The 19,699-nt window shown below is 33.3% G+C and carries 18 protein-coding genes; 9 read left to right on the plus strand and 9 right to left on the minus strand.

Annotated elements, in window-relative coordinates; genetic code table 11:
* Positions 1–29: 29 nt before the first annotated feature.
* Positions 30–665, minus strand: a complete 636-nt coding sequence (locus tag AAHM86_RS05995) for an epoxyqueuosine reductase QueH (RefSeq protein WP_342267632.1) — start codon at positions 663–665, stop codon at positions 30–32.
* A gap of 216 nt (positions 666–881) precedes the next feature.
* Between AAHM86_RS05995 and AAHM86_RS06000 the strand changes: the two genes are divergently transcribed.
* From AAHM86_RS06000 to AAHM86_RS06015, 4 genes are all read left to right on the plus strand, one after another.
* Complete coding sequence (locus AAHM86_RS06000) at positions 882–1,019, plus strand: hypothetical protein (RefSeq protein ID WP_342267633.1); 138 nt, start codon at positions 882–884, stop codon at positions 1,017–1,019.
* 10 nt (positions 1,020–1,029) lie between these two features.
* Positions 1,030–1,248, plus strand: coding sequence for a D-alanyl-D-alanine dipeptidase (locus AAHM86_RS06005; protein WP_342267634.1), 219 nt, complete (start codon positions 1,030–1,032; stop codon positions 1,246–1,248).
* Positions 1,242–1,730 carry a M15 family metallopeptidase gene (locus AAHM86_RS06010; RefSeq protein WP_342267635.1) on the plus strand — a complete coding sequence of 163 codons (489 nt, stop codon included), beginning with the start codon at positions 1,242–1,244 and terminating at the stop codon, positions 1,728–1,730. Before AAHM86_RS06005 ends, AAHM86_RS06010 begins: the two co-directional genes overlap by 7 nt.
* A gap of 61 nt (positions 1,731–1,791) precedes the next feature.
* Positions 1,792–2,202 carry a hypothetical protein gene (locus AAHM86_RS06015; protein WP_342267636.1) on the plus strand — a complete coding sequence of 137 codons (411 nt, stop codon included), beginning with the start codon at positions 1,792–1,794 and terminating at the stop codon, positions 2,200–2,202.
* 272 nt (positions 2,203–2,474) lie between these two features.
* On the opposite strand, the gene AAHM86_RS06020 is transcribed toward AAHM86_RS06015, so the two are convergent.
* Entirely contained in the window at positions 2,475–3,476 is a 1,002-nt protein-coding gene (locus AAHM86_RS06020; RefSeq protein ID WP_342267637.1) for a serine/threonine dehydratase, read from the minus strand.
* A gap of 89 nt (positions 3,477–3,565) precedes the next feature.
* On the opposite strand from AAHM86_RS06020, the gene lon reads away from it, so the two are divergent.
* The 3 genes from lon to AAHM86_RS06035 all read left to right on the plus strand — a co-directional run bounded on the left by lon (position 3,566) and on the right by AAHM86_RS06035 (position 7,864).
* Entirely contained in the window at positions 3,566–5,905 is a 2,340-nt protein-coding gene (lon, locus tag AAHM86_RS06025) for an endopeptidase La (RefSeq protein WP_342267638.1), read from the plus strand.
* 69 nt (positions 5,906–5,974) lie between these two features.
* Positions 5,975–6,526: a cytochrome b gene (locus AAHM86_RS06030; RefSeq protein WP_342267639.1), complete on the plus strand. Its 552-nt coding sequence runs from the start codon at positions 5,975–5,977 to the stop codon at positions 6,524–6,526.
* A 369-nt stretch (positions 6,527–6,895) separates the two neighbouring features.
* Positions 6,896–7,864: an LD-carboxypeptidase gene (locus tag AAHM86_RS06035; protein ID WP_410521584.1), complete on the plus strand. Its 969-nt coding sequence runs from the start codon at positions 6,896–6,898 to the stop codon at positions 7,862–7,864.
* 129 nt (positions 7,865–7,993) lie between these two features.
* On the opposite strand, the gene hemC is transcribed toward AAHM86_RS06035, so the two are convergent.
* From hemC to secA, 4 genes are all read right to left on the minus strand, one after another.
* A complete protein-coding gene (hemC, locus tag AAHM86_RS06040) occupies positions 7,994–8,896 on the minus strand; it encodes a hydroxymethylbilane synthase (RefSeq protein WP_342267641.1) in 903 nt (300 codons plus the stop codon).
* Positions 8,897–9,309: 413 nt separating this feature from the next.
* Positions 9,310–9,723: a phosphotransferase gene (locus AAHM86_RS06045; protein WP_342267642.1), complete on the minus strand. Its 414-nt coding sequence runs from the start codon at positions 9,721–9,723 to the stop codon at positions 9,310–9,312.
* Positions 9,638–10,048: a phosphotransferase gene (locus AAHM86_RS06050; protein WP_342267643.1), complete on the minus strand. Its 411-nt coding sequence runs from the start codon at positions 10,046–10,048 to the stop codon at positions 9,638–9,640. The genes AAHM86_RS06045 and AAHM86_RS06050 overlap by 86 nt, the downstream gene beginning before the upstream one ends.
* Positions 9,987–12,719 carry a preprotein translocase subunit SecA gene (secA, locus tag AAHM86_RS06055; protein WP_342267644.1) on the minus strand — a complete coding sequence of 911 codons (2,733 nt, stop codon included), beginning with the start codon at positions 12,717–12,719 and terminating at the stop codon, positions 9,987–9,989. The genes AAHM86_RS06050 and secA overlap by 62 nt, the downstream gene beginning before the upstream one ends.
* Before the next feature lie 146 nt (positions 12,720–12,865).
* On the opposite strand from secA, the gene AAHM86_RS06060 reads away from it, so the two are divergent.
* On the plus strand, positions 12,866–13,711 hold the full coding sequence (locus AAHM86_RS06060) for a peptidylprolyl isomerase (RefSeq protein ID WP_342267645.1): 846 nt from the start codon (positions 12,866–12,868) through the stop codon (positions 13,709–13,711).
* Between the two features lie 284 nt (positions 13,712–13,995).
* On the opposite strand, the gene AAHM86_RS06065 is transcribed toward AAHM86_RS06060, so the two are convergent.
* Together AAHM86_RS06065 and AAHM86_RS06070 are read right to left on the minus strand one after the other, a co-directional pair.
* Positions 13,996–14,277 carry a hypothetical protein gene (locus AAHM86_RS06065; RefSeq protein WP_342267646.1) on the minus strand — a complete coding sequence of 94 codons (282 nt, stop codon included), beginning with the start codon at positions 14,275–14,277 and terminating at the stop codon, positions 13,996–13,998.
* A gap of 308 nt (positions 14,278–14,585) precedes the next feature.
* Positions 14,586–15,164, minus strand: a complete 579-nt coding sequence (locus AAHM86_RS06070; protein WP_342267647.1) for a disulfide bond formation protein B — start codon at positions 15,162–15,164, stop codon at positions 14,586–14,588.
* A 640-nt stretch (positions 15,165–15,804) separates the two neighbouring features.
* Between AAHM86_RS06070 and AAHM86_RS06075 the strand changes: the two genes are divergently transcribed.
* Positions 15,805–17,838 (plus strand): Sca4 family protein, encoded by a 2,034-nt coding sequence (locus AAHM86_RS06075; protein WP_342267648.1) that lies wholly within the window; start codon positions 15,805–15,807, stop codon positions 17,836–17,838.
* Between the two features lie 460 nt (positions 17,839–18,298).
* Here AAHM86_RS06075 and gltX read toward each other — a convergent pair whose 3' ends face one another.
* Positions 18,299–19,669: a glutamate--tRNA ligase gene (gene gltX, locus AAHM86_RS06080; protein WP_342267649.1), complete on the minus strand. Its 1,371-nt coding sequence runs from the start codon at positions 19,667–19,669 to the stop codon at positions 18,299–18,301.
* Between the last annotated feature and the right edge of the window lie 30 nt (positions 19,670–19,699).

A 19,699-nucleotide genomic window follows, 5' to 3' on the forward strand; every position in this document is an offset into this window, starting at 1 on the left:
AGGTGAGTTACTAACACTTGCACTCTTAGTTATTCCTTATAATATTCTTCTCCAATTTCAATTTCACTACGGTTATTTAACTTACGCCAATTATTGCTGTCCCTAAGTGAGTAGATGCAGCCACAATATTCTTGCTTATAAAAATTTTCACGTTTAGCTATTTCGTACATTCTACTGCTACCTCCATTTTTACGCCAATTATAAGTCCAGTAAGTTATTCCATCGTAATGAGAAGCAGCCTTGATCCCTGATTCATTAATTTGATCCATATCTTTCCAACGGGAAAGACCAAGAGAACTGGTAATAACTTTAAAATCATTCTCATAGGCATAAAGAGCTGTCCGTTCAAAACGCATATCAAAACACATAGAACAACGTTTACCTCTTTCTGGTTCATATTCCATACCTTTGCTTCTTGCAAACCAATTCTGCACGTCATAATCTGCGTCAATGAAACTGATACCCATTTTTTCAGCAAAACGGATATTTTCATTTTTACGAATTTCATACTCTTTTTTAGGATGAATATTAGGGTTATAGAAAAAAATAGTTAAATTAATACCAGACATTAACATTTTTTCCATCAGCTCTCCTGAACATGGAGCACAACAGGAGTGTAGTAATACTTTACTTTCACCATTTGGTACTTCTAGAATTTCATTCATAATTATCTGCTAAATTTTTTCTGTAAGTTTCTTTATAAAATCTTAAAATAATATACAATATAGCTAACTCGATTAGTATTTATCCACAGTTGATCTAGGGCAATGTTGTCATCCCCGCGTAGGCGGTGATCTAAAATAGTGTTCAAAAAACCCTGAAATATTATAGATTCCCGCCTTCATGGGAATGACATCCTTTTCGTTGAAACAAATGGATAAATGTTAGTCGGGTTAGCTATATTATCACAAGGACAATTCAATAAATTAAGATATTGTATTGTAGAAAAAAGTATAATAAATTATTATTTTTTATTAACAATAATTTTGTTACTAAATATTGAATATTGGTTTAATTGAGAGATATATTATGTTGAATGAAACAGTCAATTTACCGGAAGGTTTTGTGTATTTGGATCAAATAGATCCTACTATAATTCAACAGATGATGTATTATGATACTAGAAATTTTGTAGGAAAGCAGATCGATGGCTATAAAGCTAATAGAGCTATACTAACTAAAGAAGCGGCTACTGCCTTAAAAAATCTTCAGCAAGATATAAAAAAAATGATAACTACTCTTTGGTAATTTATGATGCTTATAGACCTAATAAAGCTGTACAACATTTCGTTAGATGGGGAGAAGATGTTGCTGATCAAAAAATGAAAGACTCTTATTATCCATACATTAATAAGGCTGAAATTTTTCAATTAGGTTATGTTGCTAAACGATCACCTCATAGTCGTGGAAGTACTGTAGATTTAACTATTATCGAACTTGGAAAACAATTAAATCCAAACCCTAAAATGATAAAAAGACCTCTAAAAGATGGTCGTCTAATTCCTTATTTTGATGATAATACGGTTGACATGTATAGCTCTGTAGATCTTATGGATATAGTATCTTCCCATGATAGTAAACTAATTGATGAACTTTACTTACAAAATCGTAATTATCTACGTAAGAAAATGAAAAAACATAATTTTAAGGAATATTCGGTTGAGTGGTGGCATTATACCTTGCAAGACGAACCTTATAAGGATCAGTATTTTAATTTTGATGTTAAATAGACTTTTTGCATTAAGTATAATAACTTAAAAAAAAGTAATAATTATTTAAGGAGAAATTAAAATGAGTAAAGATAGAATTACGGGACGTAATAAAGAACTCTTACAAGATGCAGCTCAGAGATTAGGGATTTCTGAAGATGAAGTTCCCAGTAAAGTTCCAAACGGAATATTATTAATGGCTACATTCAACGACAAAGCCCTTGGAGGTTTTCTAAAGAGAATGCAACCAGATATGTCTCAAGCAGCAGTATTAGAGAAGCAAATAGCCGACGATAAAGTTGGTGGTGGAGTCCTAAAAGTTGGGGCTGGAGTCCTAGATTTTCTTAATAAAACACAAGAAAACTCTTCTCAACAACAGGAGGAAATGTCTAGTACTGCTAGTTGTCAGGAGAGTACTATTGGTTGGAGTCAGCAAAATAAAATGCACTTAACATCTATAGCTAAACTATCAAAAAAGTCTGTGAAGTTTTAAAGGAAATTTCACGAGACCTAGGGGAAGCTTTATCTAACCCTGAAGAGCTTGAAAACTATCTAACAGCAGTGCTAGATAGCCACCTAACAATTAATGATTCTCGCACAAACGACAATCCCCCTATTGATGTAGCAGCTGGATATAATGCCTCTAGCTGTGCTTTAACGGGTGAAAATCCAACCATTAACGAGGACTGCAATTAAGTAAAAATGTCCTAATTTCACCGAATTCGGGATAAGGATTAACTAATTCTTATCCCGAACAGGGGTAGGTTACATTAATGGGCTTGGTAAATTAGATAGATAATTCCCCTTCCAAAGCTCCTGATAAAGAGCAGGATCAATGTTTCCACCTGATATAAGTACTAAAACTCTCTTAGGTTTTGATTGTCTCTTTAACCAATCAACTACTCCAACCATATTTAAAGCACATGATGGTTCACAAGCAATTTTCAGTAAATGCGTTAACCAAGCGGTCCAGTAATATATAGAATATTCATCAGCAAGAAAGAAATCATCAAGTTTATTTAGATAATTAAATGTACGTGGTGAAACTGCTAAAGTACGCAAGCCATCTGCTATAGTATGTGGTGAATTAGCAAATCTATATATTGAACCTTGCTGAATAGATAAAAAAGCATCATTCGCATTAACCGGTTCTGAACCTATAAGCAAGCTGGATGGAGACAGTAATTTTTTTGCTAAATATGATCCAGAAAGTAATCCACCTCCTCCACAAGAAGCAAAAATAGCATCTGGGCTAAACCCCAGTTGTTGCAAGGCTTCATAACACATAGTACCAGCTCCAGCTATACTCGAATCACTATCAGAAGGATGCAAATAGTAGAAATCATTTTCTATGTCACCTTTTGCCCTATCTTCTGCCACTTGCCTAGTATCGGTCAGTATAACCTCTGCTCCGTAATATCTTGCTGCTTGTTGCTTAATTGGAGAAGTATCTTTGGGCAAATAAATTCTTGCATTTAGATTAAGAATTTTTGCTACCCAAGCAAGACCAATTCCATGATTACCTGTACTATATGCAACAATTTTATCTAGTAAACAATTTCGTTCTTGTAACTCTAATAAATGGTTTAATACCCCTCTAACCTTGAATGCTCCAGTTTTTTGCAACGATTCTATTTTAAAGAAAATTTTATGCCCTAGCATTTCATTTAAAGTTTCAGACTGGACTATTGGAGTCAAATGCAGATATTGTTTTACCCTATTACTTGCTATTGATATTATATTTAGAGATTGAGGTGATAAATGCATATACAAAATAAATGTAGCTTGAAATCCCAGCACGGCAACATTATATAGTTAACAATCCCTTTAGTATATAAATTTTTCAAGGTTTTAGTATGACAAATAAAGAAAAATTACCCCTACTCGCATTAAAAGACATGGTGATATTTCCCGGCATGGTTGCTCCCATATTTGTCGGTAGGACAAAGTCTCTAAAAGCCTTACTGAATACTAAATCTACAGATACTAATAGATATATATTATTGGTGTTACAAAAACAACAAGATCAAGACACTCCAGATATTCAAGATATTCATTCTACAGGAGTAATTGCTAAAATTATACAAACAGTAAGATTACAAAATAATGCAAAAATTCTTGTTGAAGCAATGCAGAAGGTTAAACTTCATAACATAACTAATAAAGAAATGTTTGAAGCTGAATATAGCATACTACAAGATGAAGAGGTAATTGATGTGGAAGCTTTAAAAGTTTCTACGTCAATTGTCATTGAGTTATTTATGAAATATACCAAGAATCATAAAAAAATTAATCCAGAAATAATAGAAACAATAGCTGATGAAATAACCAAAGATCCGACAAATTTTAGTTATATTACTAATGTGCTAGCCTCTTATCTGACTGCACCATTACTAATAAAACAAACTTTATTAGAAGAAACAAAACCTCAAACACGAATTAAAACTATAATAGATACATTGACATCTAGTATGGCTCAAATGGAAGCAGAACAAGCTTTACAACTACGAGTAAAAAAACAAATTGAAAAAACTCAGCGTGATTATTACTTGCACGAACAAATGAAAGCTATACAAAAAGAACTCGAGCAGGATAAATCTGACTTTTCTGATATAGAAAAAAAGATTAAGACCTTAAAACTTTCAAAAGAAGCAAAAGAAAAAGCCGAATCAGAACTGAAAAAGCTAAAGCTTATGAATCAAATGTCAGGTGAATCCTCAGTTGTTCGTAACTATCTTGATACAATATTAGCTATGCCATGGGGAAAATTTGATAATAGTAAAACTGATATAAATAAAACTAGAGAAATTTTGGATCGGGATCATTTTGGTCTTGAGAAAGTCAAGGATCGCATCATTGAATATTTAGCAGTATTACAACGCTCTAAAAAAATTAAAGGACCTATACTATGCTTAATTGGTCCTCCAGGAGTGGGAAAAACATCACTGGTCAAGTCAATTGCTGAAGCAATGGGTAGGAAATATACTAAATTTGCTCTTGGCGGCATTAGAGATGAATCGGAAATTAGAGGTCATAGAAAAACATATCTTGGTTCTATGCCAGGAAAAATCATAAACTTAATTAAAAAAGTTAAAACTAATAACCCTGTTATGTTATTAGATGAAATTGATAAAATGGGTTCTGATTTCCGAGGCGATCCAGCATCTGCTTTACTTGAAGTTTTGGATACTGAACAAAACAGCCATTTCGTTGATCATTATTTAGAAGTAGAATATGATTTATCAGAAGTAATGTTTATTGCAACAGCCAATTCTTATAATTTGCCAAGAGCTTTACTAGATCGTATGGAGATCATTAATGTTTCTGGTTATGTTGAAGAAGAAAAATCACAAATTGCTAAAAACTATTTAATACCAAAGCAATTGAAACTACATCAAATGAAGAAAAATGAGCTAATTATTGATGATGGAGCAATCTTAGAGTTAATCAGATATTATACCAAAGAATCAGGGGTAAGATCGCTTGAAAGAGAAATTAGCTCTGTTACAAGAAAAGTATTGCAAAAGATTCTGAGTAACAAAGAAGTAAAAAGCATATCAATATCATCTGAAAATCTTGAAGAATATTTAGGTGCTAGAAAACATAATTTTGGTTTAGCTGAGAAAGAAGACCAAATAGGCAGTACCACAGGGCTTGCTTATACAGAAGTTGGCGGAGAACTATTAACCATTGAAGCATTGTCATTCCCTGGAAAGGGAGATATTAAAACTACAGGCAAGCTTGGGGATGTAATGAAAGAATCCGCTCAAGCAGCTTATAGTTGTTTCCGCTCTAGAGCTAATAATTTTGGACTGAAGTACGAAGATTACAAAGACCTTGATATCCATTTACATGTACCGGCTGGTGCAATTCCAAAAGATGGACCATCTGCTGGATGTGCAATATTTACCACTATTGTTTCACTTATGACCAAAATACCAGTCAAAAGAACTGTGGCAATGACTGGAGAAATTACCCTAAGGGGTACAGTGTTACCAATTGGAGGACTAAAAGAAAAATTATTGGCTGCTAGCCGAGGTGGTATACAAACAGTATTAATACCTGAAGAGAATATCAAGGACTTAAAAGATATTCCACCGAATATAAAGAATAGCTTGGAAATTTTATCAGTGTCAAATATAGATCAAGTACTAAAATTAGCTTTAGTGAATAATAATTTTACAGTTGCTAACTAAAAAAATATTAACATTAAGATAGAAACTTGAATATACTTAAAATTATTTAGCTATGTTGTAGGTTTGAATATGACTATTAAAAACACTGAAAATTCCTATGGTTTAGTTACAAAACTTCTACATTTGATAGTTGGAGTTATGATAGTGTCAATGATTATAGTTGGTTTTTCTATGCAAAACATAGAATATCCTGTTATAAAACAGCAAATTTACGCCTCCCACAAGGCTATAGGCGTGATGGTATTATTACTAGTATCCATAAGATTGCTATGGCGTTTAATTAATATCAGAGTAATCTTACCAAGTGATTTACCAAGATGGCAAAAAAATGTTGCTACCTTAAATATCAATATACTCTATCTTTTAATGTTTATAATGCCAATTAGTGGTGTGTTAATGACCATTCTGTCAGGTTGTAACATTGATATATATGGACTGTTTACTATCACTTCATTCATTCAGAATGCATCATTTGCCAAAATATTTTACAAAATGCATGAATTTTCAGCATTTATTCTCTGTGTTTTAATTGCTCTGCATACTTTAGCTGCCTTTTATCACCATTTTGTAAGAAAAGATGATGTATTGAAGAGAATGTGGTTCAATAACAGAAATAATTGAAAATGTAAGGAATTAGGCAACTTTTGGAATTGCTGCATATAACTATGTATAGTCCTCTATAATATAAAAGCATTGAGGATAAGTTTGTTAATAAAAAATGAATGATCATTTTGTAAAATCCATGTTCAACTTAATTTTACATCTTATTAACAAGCAAATATATTGCTATAATTGCTTAAAGTATAGATTAAATCTTATTAATATCTTAATTGTAAATAGAAAAAATATTAATGCCATTGACTAATTTTTACTTAGTGCATAACTTTTATCGTGTATAATCAAATTAATTAATCAATAATAAAATTCAGACTATAATAGAAAACCATCCATATTATAAATAGGCTATGCTCGATGAGAAGTAATATTTGTATAATACTCCTACCAGTTGTTTTTATGTTATTATCAGCATTTTCGAATCTAGACTTTAACAAAAATAATAAGGAATTTATTAGCTTATTGAAAGATACAAAAATTACTGTTGTTGCTCCTGCCTCAGGGGTAAGCAGTGAATTATTATCTAATTTAAAAAATATTACTTCATTGAAACTAGATATTCCAAATAGTTGCTTTGGAGGAAAAAGCTTATTCCATTCTACCGACGATAAAACAAGGTTATCGTGTTTAGAAAACGCGTTACTGGATCAATCAAATGACGTAATATGGACACTTCGCGGGGGATATGGTTCAGCAAAATTGATTCCTGACTTACAACGCATGAAAAAACCTATAAAGGAAAAGTTTTTTATAGGGTTTAGTGATATGACTGCTTTACATATTTTCTTTTCTCAAGAATGGGGATGGAAGACAATTCATGGTAACGGAATCATTGAAATATTTAATCCAACAAGAGATCATCAGAATTTTATAAAAATAGCAAAAATAATTTCTGGTAAAGAAACTCTAGCTAAAATTAAAGGGTTATCAGCAATCAACCATGCTGCAAAATCTAGCAAAATTGTTACAGGTAATCTTACTGGCGGTAATCTAACCATTGTACAAACATCTATAGGTACATCATGGCAAATAAAAACAGCAGATAAGATTCTTTTTTTGGAAGATGTTGACATAAAACTATATCAGCTAGATCGCATTTTATATCATTTAAAACAAGCAAGGCTGCTAGATCATGTAAATGCTATAATATTTGGGACTTGTGGAGGTGATGGTAAGAGTATCATTACTGTTCTTACTGATTTTGCAGCAACCTTAAAAATTCCAGTATTTAAGACTAATAGGTTTGGTCACGAGCAAATTAATGATCCAATTATTTACAATACTAGTACAAAAATTATTCCTTCTAATGATAACCAGTTCGAATTAATAATGAAATGCTATTAAGAATAATTCTAAGTTAACCCAAGAAGGTTTTAGCCTATAGTCAATTGAAGAGAATTGAGTAGCAGGAGCGATGGAACGACACCTGTATGTAATAGGCGAGGGATCGAAGACGACGTTACCAAATTTTTCTCAATTCACTATAGCTAACATCAAAGTTTTTGCAGCCTGTATGCCAGAATTTTTGCAATCTTTTGGTTTAGAAATATCGCTATGAAAAACTATTTTACTCCCGTCAAAATCAGAAAGCATAAACTCTGTATGAATATCATTACCTATATACGTTGAATAAGCAGCTACAGGAATTTTACAATTTGCATCTAAATATTCCAAAAATGCCCTTCCAGCTTGCATTAGCTCCCATGTTTCAAGATGGTTAATTTTATTACATATTTCCTGTATTTTATGATCGTTTTTTCTTATCTCTACCGCTATAACTCCCTGACCTACAGATGGTAATATCTCTTTTGTCTCTATTAAGTGGCAATATTGTGTATTAAATAGTCCTAATCTTTTTAAACCACTATAAGCTAAAATGGTTGCATCAACATCACCTTGCATTAATTTTTTTATTCTTGAATCAACATTTCCTCTAAAAGTAACAATTTTTAAATCAGGTCTTTTTCTTTGTATTAGGATTTTTCTACGAACTGAAGATGTACCTACCTTACTAGCAAAAGGCAGTTCTTCTATTGATTTATAATCTAAGCAGACAAATACATCTCGTGCATCTTCTCTCTCAAGTACAGCACATATCATCAATTCTGACGGTAGTTTGCAAGGTACGTCTTTTAAGGAATGTACAGCTAAGTCAATTTCGCCATTTATAAGAGCATTTTCTATTTCTTTTAAAAATAAAGCTTTGCCACCTATATCATACAGATTTTTATCCTTAATCAAATCACCAGAGGTAATTATTGGAACTATTTCATAAATTATGTTTGGATAATGAATTTTAATTTGGTCTACTACTAAATTTGTTTGTATTAAAGCCAAAGGACTTCTTCTTGTACCTATTTTTATTACTTTCTTCATAGAACCCAGCTATTTTCTCAAATGCAGATCTTTTTATTACTGTTAATCTACAAAACTCATCATCTCCAAAATATTATAATTACATATATTCCATGATAAAGATTATTTTTATCATCATGATCATTTATTTTAGGTTACATAAGAGGGCTAATATAGAAATTACTTCTATGTCCTATTTTTGCTATTCATAACATTGTTTAGTTATGCCTGTAATCTGTAAGTACTTCATCAATAACACGCCATGATTGTGTGATTTCTGCAGTATTTGTACCCGGGAGAGGTCTGCTGCGATAATTAAGGCCTTCCATAATGTCCATGCACGACCGCGAGTCCAAGTGCCGGCGTCTAATGGAAGCATTGTCCGAAAGATTTCCCGACTTCTTCCTTGAAATAACGTCCAAGTAATTGCCAAATCACAGGCTGGGTCGCCTGATCCCTAGCCCTCCAAAATCAATGACAGCACTCAACTTTCCTTCTTGTACTAGCAGGTTGCCGGTGCTGATGTCACCATGAATCCATATTGGCGAAGCTTGCCAAGTAGTAGTCAGAGCTTCTTCCCAAATTTTAGTATCAGTGCTGATATCGATCTTGTTACTTAATGCAGAGATTGCTTGTCGTGTCTCAGTGTCGTAGATCGTTAGAGGTCCACCACGATAGAAGTTATGTAAGCCTGGTAGAGGTCCGTCCGTGGGATCAATGCTTTGCAGAGCGATAAGAAATTGTGCGAGATTGGTTGCGAAGTCACCTAGGTCGGCTATGTGTGCAGATGTAGTAGTTTCGCCCTTCAATCCAGCGGTAAATGGACCATCGCCATGGATAGCCCTCACCAGCTTCTCCCATTGCTACAGGCAGTGGAATTGGAAGTGGCAGCAAAGATGCCAATCTAGGCAACCACTTTTGCTCTTTTTCTACCTGTATTGCATACCTCTCGCTACTAGGCATGCGTACAAGCATGTGCTTACCCAAGCGAAATGTTCTGTTGTCCCAACCACTGAGTTCGACCGGCTGAACAGGCAAATCTCTAAATTGTGGAAACTGGGTGGCTACTAAGCAACTCACAAGTTGACTGTCTATCATTAAATTGCACTGCTTATTCATTACTTCCGTGACAATATTTATATTTCTTGCTAGAACCACAGGGACATAACTCATTTCTAGCCACTTTTCCCCAACTTGATGGGTCTGATTGTACTCTATCCTGTGGATTGACTTGAGTTTTAATGGTTTTAAGTTGAGTTTCAATACTAACACCAGCATTATATTTATTAAAAGCTGGATACTCCCTAGTTTCTTGCATTGTCTTTTGAAGTTTTTTATTTTCTAAAGACATTGACTCTTTTTTAATATGGCTAGTATCCATATGGAGATGACAAACTCTTTGGATAAATAATTCCTTCAAATTATCGAGCATTTGTTCAAATAAATTGAAAGCTTCTCTTTTATACTCGTTAAGAGGATCTTTTTGGGCATAAGCCCTTAGTGATATACCTTGTCGTAAATGATCTAAATTATGTAAGTGATCTTTCCATACTTGATCTAAAGTTGTCAGTAAAATATACTTAATTGCGTCATTCATCAAGTTAACGCTATATGCTTCCTCTTTTGCTTGGTACAAATCATTTACCATTTGTACAACGTCAGATACCACCTGTAGTTTGGTAACATCAGCTTTTGTTATGGATTCATGCTGTAGTTTTATAGCAAAAATACGCTGCAACTCTCCTGTTAGAGCATTTATATCCCAGTCTTCTCTATAAGAACTAGGTGGAATAAAAGTTAATACCACTTTTTCCACTAGTTCTTTTGTCATGTTAGTTAAAAAATCATGTGCATCTTTTGACTTAATGATGTCACTACGCTGTTCATAAACTATCTTACGTTGATCATTCATAACATCATCAAAACGTAATAAATTTTTACGTATTTCGTAATTATGTCCTTCAACTTTCTGTTGAGCTTTTTCAAGTGAACGACTAATCATAGGGTGATGGATTGCTTCACCATCTTTTAAACCTAACGTTCTTAAAACTCCGGAGATACGGTCTGAGGCAAAAATACGCATCAGATCATCTTCTAAAGACAAGAAAAATTTTGTATTGCCTGGATCACCTTGTCTACCAGCTCTTCCTCGTAACTGGTTATCTATCCTACGACTCTCATGCCTTTCAGTACCTATAACAAATAATCCTCCAGCCTCTATTACACGCTGCTTCTCTTCAGCTATCTGCTCTTTTATTTTTACTATTTCTAATTCATATTGCTCTTTTGCTAGGTTCTTTAGAGATAGTTGTTCTATTAGCATTTCTGGGTTACCGCCAAGCATAATATCTGTACCACGACCTGCCATATTTGTGGCAATAGTCACAGCCTTAAATCGTCCAGCTTGAGCTATAATAAATGCTTCCTGCTGATGAAATTTTGCATTTAAAACATTATGAGTTATTTTATTTTTGGTAAGTAAGTTAGAAATTTCTTCAGACTTCTCTATACTAACCGTTCCAACCAGAATAGGTTGACCACGATCATGACATTCTTTTATTAATTTTAGGATAGCTTCATATTTATCTTGTTTACTGCCATAAATCTCGTCATCATAATCAACTCTAGTAATTGGATTATGGGTAGGAACAGCAAGAACATCAAGATTGTATATGTCTTTTAGCTCTGCAGCTTCGGTCATTGCTGTACCAGTCATACCTGATAATTTGGGATAATTCCTAAAATAGTTTTGGAAAGTAATAGAAGCTAAGGTTTGATTCTCATTTTGAATTTGTACATGCTCTTTTGCCTCTAGTGACTGGTGTAACCCTTCAGAATACCGTCTACCTTCCATAACGCGTCCAGTAAATTCATCAATAATCATAACTTTTCCATCGCGTACTAAATAATCAACATCACGATTGAAGAGAATATGTGCTCTTAGTGATTGATTGACATAATGAACCAAACTTAAATTCTCAAAATCATAAAGGCTTGAACCTTTCTCAATAAGACTATTGGTCACAAGCATTGATTCTACATGAGTTATACCATCCTCAGTAAGATTAACTGTCCGTAATTTCTCATCTTTTTCGTAATCTTCATCTTTAAACTGACGAACTAATTTATCAATTGTGCTGTATAAATCCGAGCGATCGTCTACTGGACCTGATATAATTAGCGGAGTTCTTGCTTCATCAATTAAAATTGAGTCAACTTCATCAATAATAGCGAATTTAAAAGGGCGAAGTACCTTAGAATCTTCACTATATTTCATGTTATCTCTGAGGAAGTCAAATCCAAGCTCGTTATTAGTTGCATAAGTAATATCTGCTCTATAAGCGTTACGTCTATCATCATCACTGATATTAGCGATGATACAACCAACAGATAACCCTAGGAAATTATGAATTCTTCCCACCCACTCAGAATCACGTGTTACTAAATAATCATTTACCGTAACAACATGCACCCCTTCACCAGTAAGAGCATTCAAATATGCAGGTAATGTGGCAACTAAAGTTTTTCCTTCTCCTGTACGCATTTCAGTAATCATACCACGGTGCAATATCAATCCACCAATTAGCTGAACATCAAAATGTCTCATCCCATAGACTCTTTTTGAAGCTTCCCGTACAACAGCAAAAGCTTCATAAGTTAAGTCATCTAATGACTCACCATCTTTTAATCTTTGCCTAAATTGCTCTGTTTTATTTCTCAAATCATCATCAGAAAGTTTTTGTATTGAAGGCTCGAGCAAATTAATTTTTTCAATTTCTAAAGATAGTTTTTTTATACTTCTATCATTTGCTGTGCCGAATAATTTTTTAAGTAAAGAAAGCATTTATATCCTAGATTCAAATAGTAAATATCCTGTAAAATATGATATTTTATGATATTTATCAAACAAATTGTAAATAGCTGTTGACGTAGAAGGGTTATCCTTATAAAATCCAGCTATCATAAACAATATATAATAATGGATAACAAATGAAAAGAACAACTATAATTTTTTTAGCTGCTAGTTTACTTGCGAGTAGTGCTTTTGCTGATGAAGATAAAATTGTTGCTACCTACAAGGGTGGTGAAGTAAAAGAATCACAGGTTATGCAACAATTCCAATCTTCTTTAGATACCCAACCAAGTGTTAAAGGAAAAAAGTTTACTGATTTCGATGCGAATATACAGGAAATGTTAGTAAAGGGCTATATCGATGCAAAATTGCTTGAGCAAGAAGCCAAGAATTCTAATATTGAATCTTCAAAAGAATTCCAATCTAAGTTGAATATAGTAAAAAACCAATTGGTTCAGCAAGAATTGATGGAGCGTTATGTAAAATCTCATGTTGATGAGAAAATGATTAATGCTGAATATGATAAATTAGTTGCTAGCCTAAAAGGAAAAGAGGAAGTAAAAGTAAGTCATATTTTGGTTGCAACTGAAAAAGAAGCAATAAATGTACAAAATAGACTTAAAAAAGGGGAAAAATTTGCTAAGCTTGCTAAGGATTTCTCAAAAGATGAAGGGTCTAAAGCCAATGGTGGAGAAATAGGCTATATTACTTCTGGACAGCTAGTACCTGAATTTGAAGATAAAGCATTATCAATGAAAGTAAATGAAATCTCTTCTCCAGTTAAAACCCAATTTGGTTGGCATATAATTACTGTACTTGATAAAAGACCTGCACAAATACCTTCTAAGGAGGAAGCTACTGCTAGTATAACCAATCAACTTAGTAGAGATGCTATATTAAAGTATGTTGCTGATCTTGAAAGTAAAGCTGATATCAAAATAATGTTACCGAAGTCACAAATAACAAATGAGACTAAAAAATAATCTAGTATGACCTAATAACCTGAATTTGATGTAACTTGTTACGTTGAATTCAGGCTACTACAGTTGTAGTTACTACACAGAGCTGTCATTCCCGCGTAGGCGGGAATCTAAAAAAATAAACCAAGATGGTTTATTAGACTTTTTTAGACCCCGCACTGAAGCAGGGGTGACAGCACTTCTCTTATTATAGCAAAAATCTTCTTTGGTTAACTATAAAGATAGCTCCGGACACTAATGAACCCACGCAGGGAATCAATATCTGCCTTGGTAATATTATTTTATCCTCAACGTGTTCTTGACCCCTCGAATGCTTTGCTAATCGCTTTACCTAGAGCTTCTGCTGATTTGGTAAAGTTATCATATGCTTTTCCACGTTCTTTAGCAGATTTACCAATAGATCCTATTAAAGCGACAGTAGATTTTAAAAAATCACCGAATTGAGTGATAACTTTTGGAGTTTTCATATCTTTCATAAAATTATCTTTGAGATTATATAAGTCATCAACTATTTCAGCAAGATTTTGTGGACTTGGCTTAACCCCTATTTTTCCTTCTATCTTCCGCAAAGTTTTTGCAGTTTCTGGGCTTACTTGAGCAACTTTAGAGTTAACTTTTTTTAATCCCTCTCGCGCGGAGTTTGTCTATTATCTAATCATCAGTTGGTACAGCATCAACAAATTGCTCTACCTTTTGTTCTACCTTATCTGCTAATTTTGCTGCTCCTTTTTTTACTTTTTCTACAAAGCTTTTTGACATTGTATCCTCCATTTATTGGTTATTATTAAAAATTTTCATGATGTTCTGTTATAATAATATAATTAAACTTCTTGAATAATTATCTTTTTTAAACATAGATCTAATAAGTTAAAATTACTTAACTACTACCAAATAATTGCTGTAAATTTTTCCATTCTAAGTAAGTTGTAGGATCGCTAGGATACATGCCAAAACCACATTCAAAATAAGTTGCAAACACATTAACAAGAGTGATAATTATCAAACTAATCTCAATTAATGTAGGTACAAAACTAGGATAAAATTGTAGTATACTAAATTTACTTAGAATAAGGCTAATTATAGGAATTATAGACATTAATAGGATTAAAGAAAAAGAAATTATTGCTGACCATGTATAAAAATGTAACCCAAGGAAAGTATTACCATATCCTAAATCATGGGGTAAAATATGCAGCAAAACCTGCCTAAGCCCTACCATCAACGTATAAATACTAGAGGTGAATATAATCATATCATATTTCCAAGAAGGATTATATATTATGCTAAGTAGTGCTCCAAGTCCGATAGCAATAAAACCGAATCTTTGTAATAAACATAAAGGGCAGGGTAGTTCATAATAAAAAAATTGGAAAATAAAGGCTAAGACATTTGTTACTATACATAAAATAGCAATAGCAATATATATAATTGTAGGTTGGCTTGAAACTGGGTTCATAACAGATTAAAAAGAGATATTTAAGTGGTCAGTAGCATGTAAGTAAAAATAGATATTAGCTATTAAAAAATTAATATAAAATAATGGTATGATAAAATTATAGCTCTTTTGACTATCTCTATGCCTATTAATTGTAAAAACATAAAACATTAAAATAAATATCAAGATCATAATTACCATTACTTCCGCCTGTTAAAGCTTAGTTTGCCTCTAGGCAAAGAAAATGTCAAGATATAATTTCGTATATGCTTAGTGCTAATATTATTTATGATATAATTAACCTCAACTATTTATGTAAGACATAGGTTTAATAGCCTAGGGTGTCATCCTATAACTGTTGAAAGTTAAAAAACCGTCTATTAGCGAGTGAACGTACGTGAACGCGGCAAATCCATGAAGCTTGTCATATAGATTGCTTCGTCGACCTACGGTCTTCTCGCAATGACGATTTTTTAACTTTCACCCTAGGCTATTAAACCGATGCCTTACATAAATAGTTGAGGTGATAATTAAAGTGATGGACTATACTTTTTAAGGAAGTTGCCTTAAAAATAAAACAAAATAAAAACAAATTAGTTGCTTTAAAGAAGAATATTATCTAGCATCAATATAATTAGAATTTAAGAATAGGGTGGTAAAAATGAGTAAAGGAGAAAATCCTAGAGAGTATTTTGATTATTATACAGACTTGATGATTGAAATAGATAAATCTGGAGAAAAAGTAGACATTAAGGAAAAAAGTATTACAGTTGAAAATGAGGTTGTTGATCCTCTATTTAACCATCTACTTGAAATTCCAAATAGAGTTTCGGGAAATCATTTGCTTTCAAAAGAAAACAAGGTTGCTGTAATAAATGATGTATTAGACGGCTTGGCTGAAATAATCAAGACTACTGCTGATGAAGGTAAAAAGATAGGGGAAAATACTGAACAAGATGAGTTAACATTTAAGAAAGCTATAGTGTTTGAGAAACTAGCTGACAAATTGGCACAATCCATACAGAACGGGGAAATACCTGATAGTTGGCAAGGATATGAAGATAAGTTGCAGGCAATCATTGCTTTTACTAAAGGAGAGGAATCTGCTCAAGAAGAACTTGCTCAGGACGTCTTTGTGTTACAAGATACTGCTGAGGAAAATCCTAGAGAATTAGCAGACCATTCTCTTGACGCTATCCGTACCCCTTCTTTTTCTGCTGCTGATCGAGATGTTGACCCTATAACCCAAGCAATTAGAGAGCAAATCTTAACCAAGCAGAGGGAGCTAATAGTTGAAGCTCTAGTAAAGAATAATATAGTAGAACTAGAAGAAATTGAAGATATAACTAAATTTCGTGTGTACTGTGAAAATGAAGAAAACAAAGAGAAAATCAGTGAAGTTCTTAAAGGATCTGAGTTAAAAAGAGCTTTAGAACAAGTAGAAATTGCCGGCTACAAAAATGTTCATACCAAGTTTACAGATAGATTTAGTCCTATGGAATGGAAGGATGGAGTTGGAGAAGAAAGTGGTAATGGTATTACTACTAAAACGCAGATAGTACGAGATGCAAGTGGTAACGAGATTGCTACATTAACAGAAGCAACACATCAAATAAATCCTCCTAAAACAGTGCAAAAAAGTGATAGTACTACAGTAGAAATTAAAAATTATAGGACGATAGATTTTCCGATAGAACTTAAGGATGGTGGTCCAATGCATTTATCGCTAGCGGTAAAGGATCAGCATGGCAGGAATATTGCTGCAAGTAAGGCTGTATATTTTACGGCTCACTATGATGATGATGGTAAGCTAATCGAGGTCAGCTCGCCATGTCCAGTTAAGTTTAATGGAACTGGTTCTGATGCAGTTGGGTATATAGAACATGGTGGACAAATCTATACCTTGCCAGTAACGCAAGAAAAATATAAAGCAATGATGCAAGAAGTAGCCAAAAACAAGGGACATGGCGTGGATATTTCACAATCTATCGATACACTATCTGTGGACAGTATTATAACTTCCCCTCAGAAGACTGAGGAGTTGGATAGAACAAAAGAAGCTGTGGTTTCCTCTCCTCATGAACTCAAAAGTGAAGAAGTGAAATTAGAGGTTAAAACTCCTGAAGTTGATCTCATGCAATTCCCAACAAACGATGATATGGTACGTACAGCTAGCAAACCAGCTATGCCAAAGCATTTTGAGGACACTTTAGAAAAGACGGTGAGTAGTCTTAGGCACTCTCTATTATTTCCAGTGCGGAAAATCAGTAAGGATATTACGAAACTAGCAGAATCTTTATATGCAAATTTACGTGGAAAAGATCTTGCAGGAAAAAAAGAACATATCAATGGAGAATTAGACAAATTATCAACTCCTCAAGAAAAGATAGAACTATTACAGGAATTGGTACGGGTTGAATCGGATAAAAGGATGGAAAAAGTTCAACAAATTGCTCTTGGAAGAGAGGAAGAAGCGAATGTAGGCCAGGTTAGATTGAGAACAGAAGAGAGAATAACAAGTATAAATGGATCTCCTAAAATGGGATACCAACGGAAAGGAGAACATGTTAATGTTAAAGATGATGTAAATTTACAAACATTCCTAAAGAATAGAATTGTTGAAATTAATCAAGAATCCCAAAAGCCAGCTCCTGTTTTTAAACCTCGGAATGCAAGGAGTCATGGTTTATCCTAATTTACTTTAATTTCAGTTTTATGTAAGCAGCAAACAAAATGCTATGCATTATGTAAAAATATAAACAAACTATTAGAACAGTTTGTTAGAAGACATCGGTTTGATAGTCTAGGGTAAAGTTTGTTCAATTTATTTGATTTAACTATGCCCCAAATGACAAAATCTGCAAAATGACAATATGTAGCCAGTAACTAAAATAGACTTCTTTCGAAACTCGCTTATACTGAAAGATTTGAAGGAGACACTTCACCTTGAACCGCAGCGTACTTGAATGTACATGAGGATTAGAGTACCGGCTTGACGTACAAATCACCAGTAGAAGTAGAGTTTCGAAAGAAGTCTAATATAAATTTTCATCCCACACATCGCATAATAATACTACTTTGAAGTATAATTTTTGCTCATATTTATCTCGAAGGTGAGACGCGAATGGGGATTAATAGCCTTTCAGGCTATTTTTTTAGATCAACACAAAAATCAACTTTAATCTTTTTATAATTTCCTCTCTGCAAAGTAAGGGTAATATGATCGACATTTCCGGTCCGGATGCCATTCCCGTTATAGCAAGTCTTAAAGGCAGAAATACCTCCTTGCCTTTTTTACCAGTAACGATCATAATCCTTTTAGTCCAAATGCTCCAGCTATCGAGGGTTATTGGTTCGTCTGGTAACAATATAGCTGCCTGTTTTAAAAAATCTTTATCTAATCCTTCAATTTTGGATGGTGAGTAACAAATATTCCACCAATCTTTTATTTCATATAATTTTTGCAAATTAGCTCTCACTGCCAACCAAAACTGTTCAGTTACTTGCTCAGCCTTAATCTCTCTTAAGCGATCTTTTACTTCATCAAAACTAAGGCTAATTAGTAATTTATGATTCAGACGTTCTAATTCTTCCGGCAAATAAGTTGTTGGACTTTTAGAAAAATTATTAATGTCAAACTCTTTTATTAGCTGATCTAAATTCTTAAACGATACAATACTTGATGACGAACCAATTAAACTAAAAAAACTGTTAATTGCCATTGGTTCTAATCCAATTTCATCCCTTAGAGCAGCGATCTCAAATCCTCCTATTCTTTTAGATATTTTGTCATCTCGGCTAATAATTAGACCAAGATGAGCAAAATTCGGTATACTCTTTTGATTTGAGTATAGTTCTTCCTGTAGGGCTTCAAACATTTGTAGCTGAATTGCCGTATTAGTTACATGATCCTCGCCCCTAATAATATGGGTAATCGAATAATCAATATCATCAATAACTGAACAAAGCATATAAGTCATACTATTATCTTCTCTGATAACTATCGGATCACCAAGATTTTTCCCATCATATTTAACTTCACCCTTAATCATATCTTGCCATATAATTGGAGTATGCGATACCAAGAATCGATAATGTGGCTTTCTTCCTTGACTAATATAATCATTTATTTGTTGTTGAGTCAAATTCAAAGCTGCCCGATCATAGATGGGGGGGAGTCCTCTTGATAATTGTAATTTACGTTTCAGTTCTAGCTCTTCTTGAGTCTCAAAACAGGGATATAATCTATTTTTTTGTAATAATAATGTCTTTACAGCCTCATATTTAGCAAGTCTATTAGATTGACAGAAAGTTTGATCCCAGTTAAGTCCTAAAAATTTAAAATCCTCTACAATGGCATTTTTATATTGTTGCTTGCTACGTTCAAGATCGGTGTCATCAAACCTTAAAATGAATATGCCATTATGCTTTCTAGTATATAACCAATTTATAATAGCTGTTCTACTATTACCTATATGCAGCATACCTGTTGGTGATGGTGCGAATCTTGTGATAACCCTTCCCATAATTTTATCTTAACCGCTTATTGTACTTTT

Origin of the sequence: Candidatus Tisiphia endosymbiont of Empis tessellata (assembly GCF_964031035.1) — a bacterium.
Classification (GTDB): Bacteria; Pseudomonadota; Alphaproteobacteria; order Rickettsiales; family Rickettsiaceae; genus Tisiphia.